This is a genomic window from Rickettsia koreansis (assembly GCF_046532895.1).
Lineage (GTDB): Bacteria > Pseudomonadota > Alphaproteobacteria > Rickettsiales > Rickettsiaceae > Rickettsia > Rickettsia rickettsii.
In genome coordinates this window covers 208833-222802 of record NZ_WHLZ01000001.1, presented here as the reverse complement: position 1 = coordinate 222802, position 13970 = coordinate 208833, and the positions used below count along the sequence as shown (strand labels likewise).

Genomic DNA, 13970 nt, shown 5'->3' with positions numbered 1-13970 from the left:
CAACAATGCCTACTCACAATGACAATATACAGCAAAAATACAACCTAATAAACAAATGAAACCACAAGCATCTATAAACGGTAAAATCTGGCAGCAGAAAATGATTAACGAAGATATAGTCACCGAGTTATGTCGTAGTTTCAAAATTAGTGATTTACTTGCTAGGATAGTATCATTAAGAGTAAATAATCTAGAGGAAGTAGAAAATTTCTTGAGACCGAAAATCAAAAATTTATTACCTGATCCTTTTCATCTACTTGATATGGAAAAGGCTGTAGATAGAACCGTTACAGCTATTTTAAATAACCAAAAAATATGTATCTTTGCCGATTATGATGTAGACGGTGCTACTTCAGCCGCTTTACTTAAAAATATTTTTAGAGATTTAAATATACTATGTGATATTTATGTTCCTGATCGTATAGCTGAAGGATACGGTCCAACTCCTTTTGCTATACAAAAAATTAAAGATAACGGCACAGAATTATTAATTACGGTTGATTGCGGTGCTATGGCACATAAAGCCCTAAAATACGCAAAAGACGTTAACCTTGATGTTATAGTAATCGATCATCATATAGCTACGGAAATATTACTGGATGCAGTAGCTATAGTAAATCCAAATCGTATTGATGAAAAAAGCGAATATAAACATTTGGCAGCCGTAGGAGTTGCTTTCTTATTTGCAACTGCAATATTATCGAATTTAAAGAAGCAAAATTATTTCACACAAACAATGCTTCAGCCTAATCTAATGCAGTATCTAGATTTAGTGGCTCTTGGTACTGTTTGCGATATGATGAAATTAACAGGCTTAAATCGTGCATTTGTTGCAAGCGGATTGAAAGTAATGCAACAAAGGCAAAATATAGGGATTAAAACATTATATGATATGGCAGGGCTTAATGAAATACCAAAATGTTATCATTTAGGGTTTATTCTAGGTCCGCGTATCAATGCGGGCGGTAGAGTAGGAAAGTCAAGTTTAGGGGCTAATCTCCTATCTACTAGTTGTTCTAATGAAGCAAATAAATTAGCTAAAGAACTTGAAAAACATAATAATGAGCGTAAAGTAATTGAGTTATTAATGATAGAAGAAGCGATGGAAATTGCTTTGACACAACAAGATAGTAGTTTATTATTTATCGTAAAAGAAGGATGGCATCCAGGCGTTATAGGAATCGTTGCCGGCAAATTAAAAGAAAAATTTGATAAGCCGGTGGCAGTTATAGCTTTAAATGATGGGATTGGTAAAGCTTCATGCCGTTCTATTTTAGGTATTGATTTTGGTGCTGAAATTATCAATGCTAAAAGCAAAGATTTGCTAATAGCAGGCGGAGGTCATGCTATGGCGGCAGGTTTTACCGTAACGGCTGAAAAATTACAAGAATTGCAGAATTTTTTTAATAATGCTTTTAGAATTAGTATAAATAAACTAGAAAATTATAAGCATGCGGAATATGATATTGATTTAACGGTTAATAGTGTGAATTTCCCTTTAATGGAGGAATTAAACACTTTAGAGCCTTTCGGTCAAGGAAATCATGAGCCTATATTTAAATTTGATGATTTATTTGTATTAAAAGCGGATATCGTTGGAAGTAAGCATATTAAATGTATGCTTGTTCCAAATAAGCGAGGCTTTGGTAATAAAGCCTTATCTGCTATTGCTTTTAATTCGGTAGGAACTGCATTTGAAGATGTTTTATTAAGCCCTAAAGCAAAAAATATTGCCGCAATAGGAACGTTAAAAACTAATAATTGGCAAAATAATTATACTATTCAATTAATTATAAAAGATATACTTCTAAAAGAGTAGAGATAGACAAGTATATATAATAACAACTTAAAAAATAATAATTTATGCGAAATTTAAAGAAAACAAAAAATACTACAATTTCTAAAGACGTAGCAGAAGTACAAGAGCATTATCAAGGTTATCCTTATCCTTTCAGAGACCCAAATCAAGAAAAAGAATATTTACTTGCAACATGTGGTGAGTTCTTAGGAGAATTAAACCATTTTCTATATCAAGGAAAAGAAAATTTTAATAATAATTTTAGATGCTTAATAGCAGGCGGCGGCACCGGTGATTCGACTATTTATCTTGCCGAGCAGTTAAAAGATAAAAATGCCGAAATAATATATCTAGATTTCAGCAAGCCTAGCATGGAAGTAGCACAAAAACGTGCAGAAGTACGAGGTCTTAAAAATATTAAATGGATTAATGATTCAATATTAAATATACCTAATCTAAAACTTGGAAAATTCGATTATATAAATTGTACCGGCGTGCTTCATCATTTAGCAAATCCTGATGAAGGTTTAAAAAATCTAAAAGATTCTTTAAAGCCGACCGGCGGTATGGGTTTAATGGTATATGCTAAATACGGACGTACCGGTGTTTATCAAATTCAGGATTTAATGAAAATGATAAATAAAGATACTAAAAGCCGTGTCGAAGAAGTAATGAACGGGAAGCTAATTCTAGATAATTTGCCTGCTACTAACTGGTATAAAAGAGGTTGGGAATTATTTTCAGATTACCAAAATTTCGGTGACGTCGGAGTTTATGATATGTTCCTGAACAAACAGGATAGAGCCTATTCCGTTCCTGAGTTATATGAATTCGTAGAAAAAGCAAGCTTAAATTTTGTTGATTATCTTGATCCTTTAGAGAAAATTTTATTAAGACCGGAAAATTATATAAAAGATTTTTCACTTCTACAAAAAGTTAAAAAGATGGATAAAGTAACTAGAGAAGCAATTTCCGAAATACTTACCGGTAATATTATTAAACATTCATTTTACGTATCAAATCAAAAAGATAGTGTAGCCTCTCTTGATGACCTTGATAATATACCGTACTTCCATAATATTGCCAATTTTGCTAAACAAATTTATGAGCATTTGGAATCTAATCCTTCAGCAGTAAATAATGCCATTAATTTTACTATTAATAATGGGATATTAAATAATGTTAATATCTCAATGTCGATATTTAGAAGCACTAAATATATTTTTAAATATATGGTAGAAGAGAAAAGTTTAAGAGAAATATTTGATGCGGTACGCAACGAATTAAACCAAGAAATAAGCAATGAGGCCTTATTAAATGAAGTTAAAAACGTATGCATGCCATTACTTAATACAAATGTGTTATTGTTAAAATCAAAGGATTGCTAGAGTTACGTGGATTGATTTATCCGTCATTGCGAGAAGAGGTTACCAGGGTCGTCATGAGCTACGCAGCCGTAAGCTGTGCGGCAATCTCATAAAATAATAATAAACTCCCAGGATTGCTTCGTAATTTGCTCGCAATGACCATTTACCGATTACCTGCTCGCAATGACGATTTGGGTTGACAATATGCTATTAACGTTGTTAGTATGCTTTTACATACATAGCCAGCTCTTATAAACTAACAAGATAAATAATTCTTTAAACCGCAAGAATAAATAAAACTTTCTAAAAATCTAATTTGATTCCTAACTTAAATAAGTATATTACTTACCTTTAAACTTGATTGCTAACTCAACTTTTCAATTATAATCTATTAATAATAAAATAATGAACACAACTAATAAAGAATCCACAGCAGAACTTAACAATACCGAATCCAATAACAATTATAATAATTTTGCAGAGAACGGTAATATTATTAATTTAAAACAATTAAAACGTAAATTACCGGAGGAACTACAAGCTCAAGCAGAAGAATTAAAAATTGAAAATATTAATTCATTACTTAAACAAGAATTAGTTTTTGCAATTTTGAAAAAATCCGTAGAGCAGGGAGTTTTAATAGTGGGAGAGGGGGTACTTGAAGTACTACCTGACGGATTTGGTTTTTTACGTTCGCCGGAAGTAAACTACTTAGCAGGCCCTGATGATATTTATATTTCTCCTAGTCAGATTCGTCGCTTTGGTCTGCGTACCGGTGATACTGTAGAAGGTCAGATCAGAGCTCCAAAAGCCGGAGAACGTTATTTTGCTTTACTGAAAGTCAATAGAGTAAATTTTGAAGACCCTGCTAAAGCTTATCATCGTGTTCATTTTGATAATTTAACCCCCTTATATCCTGATGAAAAATTAGGATTAGAACTTGAAAATAATAGTAAAGATAGTAAGGATTTTAGTACAAGGGTTATTGAACTTGTTGCCCCTATGGGCAAAGGACAACGTGCATTAATAGTAGCACCGCCTCGTACAGGTAAAACCGTATTATTACAAAATATAGCACATGCAATTACAACCAATAATCCGGAAGTATTTTTAATAGTACTGTTAATAGACGAAAGACCTGAAGAAGTAACCGATATGCAACGTTCCGTGCGTGGGGAGGTTGTTAGCTCTACTTTCGATGAACCGGCAAGTAGGCACGTGCAGCTTGCAGAAATGGTTATCAAAAAAGCAAAGCGTTTAGTAGAACATAAAAAAGACGTGGTAATTTTAGTAGATGCGATAACACGTTTAGCTCGTGCTTATAATACCGTAGTGCCGTCATCAGGTAAAGTATTAACGGGCGGTGTTGATGCTAATGCTCTTCAGAGACCTAAAAGATTTTTCGGAGCAGCAAGAAATATTGAAAACGGCGGTTCGCTTACTATAATCGGTACGGCTTTAATTGAAACCGGTTCTCGTATGGATGAGGTAATTTTTGAGGAGTTTAAAGGTACAGGTAATTCCGAGATAGTTCTAGATCGTAAGATTGCCGATAAGCGTATTTATCCGGCTATTGATATAACTAGATCAGGAACTAGAAAAGAAGATTTATTAGTAGATAAAATAATATTAAATAAAATGTGGGTTCTTCGTCGTATTATCGATCCGATGGGTAGCAGTGAAGCAATAGAATTTTTACTCAAAAAACTTGAAAATACTAAAACTAACGGTGAGTTTTTTGAGATGATGAAGAGTCCTGAACGTCCTAAGAACGGTCTATAGTCAATTGATACCTATATTGTGATTCGTTGTGCGTCGGCTTGCCTATTATATTATAGGCTGCGCTCCTCACGCCTGTCACAGTATAGGTCTGCATTGACTATAGTATTCTAAAAAAGTATATAAGATCATGAGTATAACACCTGATTATTTAATTGAAAGAAGACAAATAAAATCTCATTTGTTAATTTGGAAGCTAGTAGCTATTATTTTAATTGCGATCGTATTCTTACTAGTCGGTAAAGATTTTGCTCTAAAAGAGGTGTTACCTATTAATAGTAATGAAGACTATATAGCTTCCGTATTAATAGACGGAATAATTCTTGAAGACGAAAAGCGTGACAAAAAGCTCAAAAAAATAATCGATGATTCTCATATTAAAGCGTTAATAGTTAACGTAAATTCTCCCGGCGGTACGGTAGTCGGCGCTGAAAAAATTTATAATATTCTGCGTAAAATATCCGCAAAAAAGCCGGTAGTGATCGTTATGGGAACAATGGCTGCAAGCGGCGGTTATTTAATCTCTCTTGGAGGTGATTATATTATCAGCCATAACGGAACTATTACGGGTTCAATCGGTGTAATACTACAAACAGCCGAGGTAACGGAGCTTGCTCAAAAATTGGGGATTAAGTTTAATAATTTCAAATCGGGTGAATTAAAAGCTGTCCCAAATCCTACCGAAAAACTGACGGAAGCAGTACGGGTAGCCATTATGGAAAATATAGAAGATACTTATAATTTCTTCCTTGAACTTGTTTCAAAGAGGCGTAATCTTCCTATAGAAGAAGTAAAAAAGCTCGCAGACGGACGAGTATATTCAGGTCGTCAGGCTTTAAAGTTAAAGCTTGTAGATGCTATAGGCTCGGAAGATACTGCATTAAAATGGTTACAGGAAGTTCAGAAAATTAATGTTAATCTACTAGTTAAAGATTATCAATTAAAACCAAAACCAAAATTAATGGACATAATACTTGAAGATTTTGATAGTATAGCACCTAGTTTTTTTAAAAATAGTTTTAACGGAATCAAAGCGATTTTTTAATAATGATTACTAAGAATTATTTAATAGATAAAATACATGATAAGCTGAACTATCTTTCTAAAGAAGATGTTAAAGATTCAGTAGATTTAATTTTAGATTATTTAAACGAATCTCTTAAAAAACAAAAGCGTATCGAAATCAGAAATTTCGGTAATTTCTCTATCCGCAAACGCAAATTTCCTGACAGCGAAAAATTCTATAATACGGTTTATTACAGAATGCCTAAAAATTTATTTAAGGAGTAAATAATAATATTCCATGGCTCTTCATATTGAAGATTTAGAACTCTTCAAAAAAATATTATCGATAGATGGGAAGCTGATTATTCAAGCACTTAATATAGACTCTATATATCACGATTATAGGTAATGGGAAATATGATTCTTTTTTTGAAGCATTATATAATTACTTAAATGATAGTACACCAACAATCATGCCTTTAATATCTGAAAGAAAGAATATTATCCTATTGTTGAAGAATTATGTAATGAATCTTTAAAGGAAAAAACATCATCAATAATGATATATTTAGAAAAAGAATCTGATAATCACCCTCACCTAGATGGGAATATGAAGACACTTTAGAATATTCTTTAAAAACTAGAAAAAATTATGATAAGCTTAAACCTGAACCCGAAATAGAAAGAAGCGAAGATGAACCTAATTTAAATTATGCAGAATTAGATTTAAAATATTATGGAGAATCTTTAGACTATTACTGAAAGGTTATAGGGTAGGGTAATAAAATTTTCCTCTCACTTGACATTATAATAATAGGCAGCTATCTTAAGTGTAAAATTAAAACAGGGTATTTATGATAAGGTATTTAATAATTTTATTTGCTTCTATAGCTTTAATTGGCTGTACCGGTCAAAAAACTACAAAACCCAAAGAAGTAGTAGAGCTTGACGGTGATCCAAGCTATGCAATTATGCAAACAATCGATAGTACTAACAGAAATATCGCTAGCACTACTTCATCTCTTCCGAGTACTCCAGCTAGATAGAAATGCTTGCTATTATTTCTTCTGCTAAAACTCTAAATTTCGAGAAGTTAGCTCCCAAGACGGAGCTGACGACTCCAATGTCCCTTACGTTAACTAATCAACTACTTTCTACACTCCAAAGATATTCTGAGAATCAATTATCGAAAATAATGAATATAAGTGCAAAACTTGCACATATAAATAAAGAAAGATTTAAGGATTTTGATAATCAAGAGAGTAAAGCGGCTATTTTTGCTTATGCAGGAGATGTTTTTAATAATATACATATAGAAAAATTAACTAATCATGAATTAAATTTCCTGCAATCACATTTGCTTATTATATCAGGACTTTACGGAGTCTTAAAACCGCTAGATACTATTAAGCCGTATAGATTAGAAATGGCAACAAAATTAAATGAAATAAATTTAACAAACTTTTGGCAAGATGAAGTCACTAATTATATTAATAAAATTCTTGCTAAACAGGAAAATAAATATTTACTCAACCTAGCATCACAAGAATATGCATCTGTAATAAACCCAAATAAACTTAAATATCAATTAGTTAACGTTCATTTTAAAGAAAATAGGAACGGTAAATTATCAACAATCGGTATAAATGCTAAAAAAGCTCGAGGGACGATGGTCAAGGTTATTGCTAACAACCTAATTGACTCACCTGAACTACTTAAGAATTTCTCATATTTAGGTTATGCATTTAGTACTAAACACTCATCCGATAACGAATTGGTGTTTATTAAGAGTTAAAATAGCAGGGGTGAAATACCAATAGGAATGCTTCAAGCTATTAACTTTAATTAAAAAATTAGTATTTTCTTTACAAAATAGTGAGTTTACTTTATAATACATGCCTATGTATTAATAAGTATTTATTATGATAAAAAATCCTAAATCTTCAGCACTCTCAAAATTTAATCCTATAGCATTGTCACACAATAAAATAATAGAGTCTAAATCAAAAAAGTCTTGAATTGTAGCGGGGGCATGAATAGAACCATTAAAAAATGTAAAAAGTTCTATAGATGCCAGTGCAGCAATAGCAACAACTCTTTTAAACTCTTTAGATAGCAAAACAACAAAAAAATTGGGTATTCCACAAGTAACAAGCCTAAAACTTAATACACTAAAAACTTTATTTGATAATTATGAATATAAAAATATTCAAGAACATAAAGTGCTGAAAGAAGCCTTAAGCAAATATCATGTTGCATTAAAAGCGAATAAAGAAATTAGCATTTTCAAAACTTATAGTACTCCTATTGTAAATAAAGAACCCGAAACTATTAATTTTATAAATATTTTTCTTCAACTTCAAGGGATGATCACTGCTATACATTGTAGTATAATGAATAACCATGTGGAAGTAGCAGAAAAATTATTTATAGATATATTGTCAAAAGCAAATTTAATATATTCCCAATACGAATTTCAAATTCATAAAGCTTATACCAATACTTTATTTGAGTTAGTCAATCATTTTATATCATGGAGTATGGAGATAAAATTATTAAAGATTTAACGCCTCATATAAGGCATTATTACAATATTACATATACGCTCTCTACCATGTTAATTAATAATAATCTTAAGCTCTGATGCTGCTTTATGAGTAGGAGCAAGTCCTATAATATTTTGCCCATGGTTAGTGGCAATTTTATAAGCTTCAGCAAGTACTTGCGACTTACCAGTGCCGGCTCTACCTTGAAGGGTTCTAATACCTTGACTATTAATTAAAATATGCTGCAGGCTTGCCCTTTGTGCTTCATTAACACTAGCAAGATTATCGATAGCACTCTTAAGCTTAATAATGTTATTAAAATGAATCTGACTATTGATCTTATCTGCTATTCTTAGTATCCTTAATTCTTCATGCCGTATGTCTTGAGTAGTATAGTATTTAGTATCCGTGCCATCTTCATTATATAGTTTGATTAATCTATCAGAATTTAATACCTCCCTTATTAGTTTTTGCTTTTCTGCTTCTTCCGGAATCTCTTTTACTGCTTTTTCTATATCCAATTTAGTAAAAATAGCTTGATGACGAATAATACGATTTAATACTCCATCTGCTCCTTTGATAATTTCAAGATGGGCTAGCCTGCATATTTTATTTTGCTCAGATATTTTATTGATAATACTTCTCATTCTAGTAGGGCCAACATGCTGCTCAGGGCTAAAGCTTATCGGATCTACTCTGATTTCTAAACCTAATTTAGCAAAATATTTACTTCTTTAGAAATATATTATTGAATCTATTAAATTTACCCATTAAAGAATTTGGTGCTGCTTCAACTAACTGCATCGGTAAACTAGCAAGCACTACTGCTAAATGATCATATTTACAAGGGACAAAATACCAGCCACTTCGACGAAGCTGTGAGCAAAACTGTGATGCTGATCCTTTTGCTTTATTCTTCTGATCCCACATAATGACATTTAAGTGGATATTTACTACTCTATCACCGCTTTGTAAACACGCTACTGCCCCTGCTAAATCTTGTGCTTCACTAGCTAAGTTAGGAAAAAACTTACCCATCCCAGCATTAATATTTCTCTCTAAAGCTTCTCTTTTAGTAATAGCAGCTGTTTTGGTCACTAGCTGATTTGGTATAATCTGCAAACCAAAATGAATCAGAAAATTTGATCTAATATATTCATCTCGTCTTAGCAAGGATTAAGTTCAGGATGTTCTTCTTTCCTCCAACCAAATATTAAACGGACAAATTTTAATAGCAATGTTGCCTCAACATTATAAGTAGTAAGACCAATTGATTTAAATGTATCTTGCAATATTTCTCTTCTTCGTATCATCTCATTAATATCAATCGTCAGCGTCGGAATAGTAACTGAAATTAATAAAACTATATCTTTGATATTGCCCTCTGCCTTTGCTTTTTGCTCTAAAAATTTTGCTCTTCCACTAGCAAGCTCAGCAAAGATGCTGCCTTTTCTATGTAATTGCCAATTATCTAGATATTCTCTTATATGATCAGAGCCAATCATCAATATTTGAAAACTACTTCCTGCAAGTAATAATCATTATCAATGGACTACTCCAGAAAGAATCGTTTCACCGCAATATTTCCGTGATCATCATATCCCTCTAAAGCAAGATAATGGAATAATCAGTTGTGGAAATCCAGTAATTACTTTCTTTAATAATCAGTTACTCATTTTTAGTAAAATTGGACCTTATCCAAGAACATGGAGTGGAATATTATCTCGTTCTTATGATCAGGGATTAACATGGCAAAAACCAGAACTATTACATGGTATTCTAGGACCAGCACGTAATAAGCCACTAATTTATGAAAATAATATTTTATCTCCGTGTTCTCGAGAAAGTTGTATTGATGATTTTTCATATATAGAATATTCATCAGATTTACATACATGGAATTTAAGTAATCCTATATTACCATCCAACCCTCAAATTTTTCAAAAAGGTTACAGAGGTTTTATACAGCCAACTTTAGTTAGTAGTAATTTACCAAATAAAATCATAATGTTAGTAAGACCTAGAAAAACTGGTTCCTTAATGTCTACTTACATACACAGATCAATATCCATAAATAATGGAATATATTGGAGTAATTTAGAACCAGTAAACTTATTAAACCCTGATAGTGCCATTGATGCCATTAATTTAGGTGATGATACATTACTACTTACATATAATCGAGTAATCAATAATCATAAATCACGAAATATATTAAGTGTAGCTACATCCTATGATGAGGGGTTAAATTGGCACCCTATCACTATTAGAAATTCTATCTATCCTGAAGGGGATATAGAATATAATAACATTCTGTCTGAAGAATATTCATATCCTGCTATTATTATGAGGCCTGATAACAATGAAATTCATGTAATATATACATTTAATAGAATTAACCTAAAGCATAAAGTATTTCAATTACTACCAAAATAATCTATTCTATAAATAATCAAGTAGTATGCTAAATTATATTTATAGCTTCAGTGTTGTGTTTAAAATAACTCCAAAAGTTATACTTAAGATTACTAGTTAATAATGTATTTTCTACTAATCTATTTTTATGTGTAATATTAAAACATAAACGATAAAAGTGTTTTTCTAATGATGAAATTCCAAGGTAAGGCATCAAAACAATAAAACTTATCAAAGTTTCATTTATAATTTTTTTAGCTTTTTCAGGAGATTTAGCACCTATTGTCTGTATATTATGCAGTCTATCAAATAACTTTATCAGAAGTACATCATATTTCTTCTCTTTGTATAACATCTCTACCATTTCAGCAGAACTAATCTTTATACCATTCTCCTTAATCCTCGTCAAATCCATTACTTGATTGGCTATATTCGCTCCAAATTCTTGTAATATTTTCTCCTTGGTAAGTTCTGTATCCTCTATAGTATCATGCAATATACTAGTTACTAGTATATCTGTTCTAAATAAGTAATCAGATATCATATATGCTACTTCTATCGGATGTGAATAAAATGGTTCTCCTGATTGACGCATCTGACTACCATGATATTTCTTAGCATAGTATATAGCTTTCTTTACCTCCAATACACCCACTGGTGGTACTTTTACTACACTATTTAAATATATTACTTTATCTAATAACTTCTTAGCATAAATACATATCTCAAAATTTGTTTGATAATCTTCTATCTTTTTCATTAATGCTTATTAATTATTTTCAATACTTTTTACCTAAATTTTCCAAGTAATCCTATATCTTTTAATTATATGATTATATATATAACAGCTGTGATTTCTCCACCAGCATATGATCCAACAAAAAAGCCAGTTTTTCATACCTACCACTATGCTCGTTCAGCAACATTGTTATCAATCTCTATTTTACCATTATCTAAAAACCTCATTACAGAGTTGCCTCATTATTTAGAGAACATAAGCAATAGCTCTATTCTTGGCACTTTTTTAAGTAGTATATGATACAATATCTCCTGTTAACTCTGTTGGTTTTATAAAAAAGTTATCTTGTTGAACCGTAAAAACAAATTCATTATTAACAAAACAGTTATTTTATTGTTGTTTATCTTGTATACCAACATCATAATTATTGAGTCTTGTTAAACCATCTATTGGTATAACAGCATCAAAGGATTTTATTATTATTAGATCTCTTGCGAAACTGGAGTTTAAAGAATAAAAGTTAGTTGTAACTTCATATACTTTGATCTTACATTATAACTATGTCTATAAATCACACATTTTTTCCATTTAACTGATACGTAAATCACCGCACAAATTGATTATACTGTCTGTCTGATCATCTGGTAACATTGTTTCTAAATTAATGTCTGCACCGCCTAATATGAAAGATTTTAAAATATTACAATTGTTAAACTCCATAATACTGTTTAATACTGTTTCACCACTATTATTTTTAGTATTGACATCAGCACCACTGTGAATTAGCAATGGTACTAAATCTAAGCTATCAAACATAATAGCATAGTGTAATGGTGTTTCACCACTATTAGTTTTAGCATTAACATCAGCACCATTTTTAGCTAATAATTTCGCTAAATCTAAGTTACCATTCTTAGCAACACAGTGTAATGATATTACACCATGACAATTTGTAGCATTAGGATTAGCACCATGTGTGATTAATAATGGCACTGATTCTACACAGCCAAGTTTGAAGTCCAAGATTTAATAACTGGTCCTTATTACTATCTGATATATCATTTATTCTCTTATTCAGCTCTGATGGATCTACTAATAAGGTTATTATAGGAAGCATTTGAGTAATGTTTGTGTTTATAGTAGTTGATAAAAATTCCTTTTGACCATATTGTTCCAAAACAACTTTATCGTTTATGGTAGCCAATAATGTATTGTATGTTGTGTTAATTATATCTGTTTTTGGTGAGGGTGGCTTAAATATTGATCTGATATTGGAATCTTCATGTCTCTTTGTATAAGTTATAGTTGCCGAAAAAGCACATTCAGCTAATATTGGTTTGTAAGTGATGTTAATAAAAACACTATTATGTTCGAATAATAGATTACTTACCGGAATCTGTACTACTGCTAAAGGTACTAATTTATATTCTAAAATATTATGCAAATTGAGATTTATATTTAGAGAAAAGTTGTAAGGTATAGTATTAGTGTCTTTTATCAAAAGTGATAAATTATTATTATAATACGTTATATATTCTGGGGTGGTGGTCCGAGACAATGTACATGTTGTAGTGTTATTGACAACAAAATGAGTACTATGTTGAGTGTGGGTAAATGAAGCAAAAGTATTATAAGTACTCACGTTATTGATTATTTTACTGGTAATAGTTACGATGCTTATATCAATATTGAGTATCCTATTACTATAACTTAATGTAATATTACACTGACATTATTATTAGTACGAGATACATAATACTTATTTGCTTTATAAGTGTGATGTGCACTACCGTATTGTGTTTGCCTATGCATAGTGGTAGAGCGTATTTGAAGTTCAATATTACCTTTATTACTACCACCTGATATGACTAAATGTATTGATTGATATCCATTATTCTTAGGATATCTAATATAATCAACAAACTGTGATGTTATGGTATTATAATGTAGATGAATTAATTTAGAAAAATTGTAACATGCTTTTTTATTTGGTACAATTGCTCTAAAAGCCAAAATATCATTAAGTGCTGTAATATGGATATCTTTAACAAGTGTTTTTATCCATATAGAATATGGGGACTTAATTCTGTAGCTTAGGCTTGCTTTTATATTTAGTTTTCTAAATATATTTCTGAATTGCTGTTCTATATTGTGAATTATATTATCTATGTCAGGATATAGCCAATGTATATAATGAAGAATTCTATTACGTTCTTCAGGATATTGAATCTTAAAACATAAATCTTGTAAAAGATAAGCAAGGTCATTGTGTGCTGTATATGATAAAAGATAAGGGATATAACAATTAGTGATGATCTTTG

13 protein-coding genes and 5 pseudogenes are annotated in these 13970 nt (G+C 31.0%); 10 read left to right on the top strand and 8 right to left on the bottom strand.

Annotation, left to right across the window (positions count from 1 at the left end):
- The first annotated feature begins 55 nt into the window (after nucleotides 1-55).
- The 8 genes and pseudogenes from recJ (at nucleotide 56) to GCO76_RS01245 (ending at nucleotide 7744) form a co-directional block, all read left to right on the top strand.
- The gene (gene recJ / locus GCO76_RS01280) at nucleotides 56-1819 is read left to right on the top strand and encodes a single-stranded-DNA-specific exonuclease RecJ (RefSeq protein ID WP_410955911.1); all 1764 of its coding nucleotides are present in this window, start codon (nucleotides 56-58) and stop codon (nucleotides 1817-1819) included.
- A gap of 44 nt (nucleotides 1820-1863) precedes the next feature.
- Nucleotides 1864-3186 carry a class I SAM-dependent methyltransferase gene (locus GCO76_RS01275; protein ID WP_410955910.1) on the top strand — a complete coding sequence of 441 codons (1323 nt, stop codon included), beginning with the start codon at nucleotides 1864-1866 and terminating at the stop codon, nucleotides 3184-3186.
- A gap of 384 nt (nucleotides 3187-3570) precedes the next feature.
- Nucleotides 3571-4947 carry a transcription termination factor Rho gene (gene rho / locus GCO76_RS01270; protein WP_014014376.1) on the top strand — a complete coding sequence of 459 codons (1377 nt, stop codon included), beginning with the start codon at nucleotides 3571-3573 and terminating at the stop codon, nucleotides 4945-4947.
- A gap of 127 nt (nucleotides 4948-5074) precedes the next feature.
- Nucleotides 5075-5989 (top strand): signal peptide peptidase SppA, encoded by a 915-nt coding sequence (gene sppA / locus GCO76_RS01265; protein ID WP_410955909.1) that lies wholly within the window; start codon nucleotides 5075-5077, stop codon nucleotides 5987-5989.
- Between the two features lie 2 nt (nucleotides 5990-5991).
- A complete protein-coding gene (locus GCO76_RS01260; RefSeq protein ID WP_014014378.1) occupies nucleotides 5992-6234 on the top strand; it encodes an HU family DNA-binding protein in 243 nt (80 codons plus the stop codon).
- Nucleotides 6235-6247: 13 nt separating this feature from the next.
- A pseudogene (locus tag GCO76_RS01255) lies at nucleotides 6248-6440 on the top strand (hypothetical protein); the annotation flags it as partial.
- A 363-nt stretch (nucleotides 6441-6803) separates the two neighbouring features.
- Nucleotides 6804-6995, top strand: coding sequence for a hypothetical protein (locus GCO76_RS01250; RefSeq protein ID WP_014014380.1), 192 nt, complete (start codon nucleotides 6804-6806; stop codon nucleotides 6993-6995).
- A gap of 2 nt (nucleotides 6996-6997) precedes the next feature.
- Complete coding sequence (locus GCO76_RS01245; protein ID WP_410955908.1) at nucleotides 6998-7744, top strand: YaaA family protein; 747 nt, start codon at nucleotides 6998-7000, stop codon at nucleotides 7742-7744.
- Nucleotides 7745-7855: 111 nt separating this feature from the next.
- On the opposite strand, the gene GCO76_RS01240 is transcribed toward GCO76_RS01245, so the two are convergent.
- Nucleotides 7856-8068 (bottom strand): hypothetical protein, encoded by a 213-nt coding sequence (locus GCO76_RS01240; protein WP_410955907.1) that lies wholly within the window; start codon nucleotides 8066-8068, stop codon nucleotides 7856-7858.
- Between the two features lie 13 nt (nucleotides 8069-8081).
- Here GCO76_RS01240 and GCO76_RS01235 point away from each other — a divergent pair, with 13 nt between their 5' ends.
- Nucleotides 8082-8516 carry a hypothetical protein gene (locus GCO76_RS01235; protein WP_410955906.1) on the top strand — a complete coding sequence of 145 codons (435 nt, stop codon included), beginning with the start codon at nucleotides 8082-8084 and terminating at the stop codon, nucleotides 8514-8516.
- A 65-nt stretch (nucleotides 8517-8581) separates the two neighbouring features.
- Here GCO76_RS01235 and GCO76_RS01230 read toward each other — a convergent pair.
- Nucleotides 8582-9226: pseudogene (locus tag GCO76_RS01230) on the bottom strand (AAA family ATPase); the annotation flags it as partial.
- A pseudogene (locus tag GCO76_RS01225) lies at nucleotides 9225-10030 on the bottom strand (TraC family protein); the annotation flags it as partial. The pseudogenes GCO76_RS01225 and GCO76_RS01230, both read right to left, overlap by 2 nt.
- A 13-nt stretch (nucleotides 10031-10043) precedes the next feature.
- Here GCO76_RS01225 and GCO76_RS01220 point away from each other — a divergent pair.
- Nucleotides 10044-10931 (top strand): annotated as a pseudogene (locus tag GCO76_RS01220) (exo-alpha-sialidase); the annotation flags it as partial.
- 28 nt (nucleotides 10932-10959) lie between these two features.
- On the opposite strand, the gene GCO76_RS01215 reads toward GCO76_RS01220, so the two are convergent.
- The 5 genes and pseudogenes from GCO76_RS01215 to GCO76_RS01195 form a co-directional block, all read right to left on the bottom strand.
- Nucleotides 10960-11670 (bottom strand): HD domain-containing protein, encoded by a 711-nt coding sequence (locus tag GCO76_RS01215; RefSeq protein ID WP_410955905.1) that lies wholly within the window; start codon nucleotides 11668-11670, stop codon nucleotides 10960-10962.
- Nucleotides 11671-11816: 146 nt separating this feature from the next.
- A pseudogene (locus GCO76_RS01210) lies at nucleotides 11817-11879 on the bottom strand (hypothetical protein); the annotation flags it as partial.
- 358 nt (nucleotides 11880-12237) lie between these two features.
- A complete protein-coding gene (locus GCO76_RS01205; RefSeq protein ID WP_410955904.1) occupies nucleotides 12238-12642 on the bottom strand; it encodes an ankyrin repeat domain-containing protein in 405 nt (134 codons plus the stop codon).
- Nucleotides 12614-13291, bottom strand: a complete 678-nt coding sequence (locus GCO76_RS01200; protein WP_410955903.1) for a hypothetical protein — start codon at nucleotides 13289-13291, stop codon at nucleotides 12614-12616. Before GCO76_RS01200 ends, GCO76_RS01205 begins: the two co-directional genes overlap by 29 nt.
- Before the next feature lie 68 nt (nucleotides 13292-13359).
- On the bottom strand, nucleotides 13360-13683 hold the full coding sequence (locus GCO76_RS01195) for a nucleotidyltransferase family protein (protein ID WP_410956446.1): 324 nt from the start codon (nucleotides 13681-13683) through the stop codon (nucleotides 13360-13362).
- Nucleotides 13684-13970: the final 287 nt, after the last annotated feature.

Coding starts and splice junctions, on each gene's coding strand:
- recJ (WP_410955911.1), top strand. CDS start 56: ATGAAACCACAAGCATCTATAAACGGTAAAATCTGGCAGCAGAAAATG.
- GCO76_RS01275 (WP_410955910.1), top strand. CDS start 1,864: ATGCGAAATTTAAAGAAAACAAAAAATACTACAATTTCTAAAGACGTA.
- rho (WP_014014376.1), top strand. CDS start 3,571: ATGAACACAACTAATAAAGAATCCACAGCAGAACTTAACAATACCGAA.
- sppA (WP_410955909.1), top strand. CDS start 5,075: ATGAGTATAACACCTGATTATTTAATTGAAAGAAGACAAATAAAATCT.
- GCO76_RS01260 (WP_014014378.1), top strand. CDS start 5,992: ATGATTACTAAGAATTATTTAATAGATAAAATACATGATAAGCTGAAC.
- GCO76_RS01250 (WP_014014380.1), top strand. CDS start 6,804: ATGATAAGGTATTTAATAATTTTATTTGCTTCTATAGCTTTAATTGGC.
- GCO76_RS01245 (WP_410955908.1), top strand. CDS start 6,998: ATGCTTGCTATTATTTCTTCTGCTAAAACTCTAAATTTCGAGAAGTTA.
- GCO76_RS01215 (WP_410955905.1), bottom strand. CDS start 11,670: ATGAAAAAGATAGAAGATTATCAAACAAATTTTGAGATATGTATTTAT.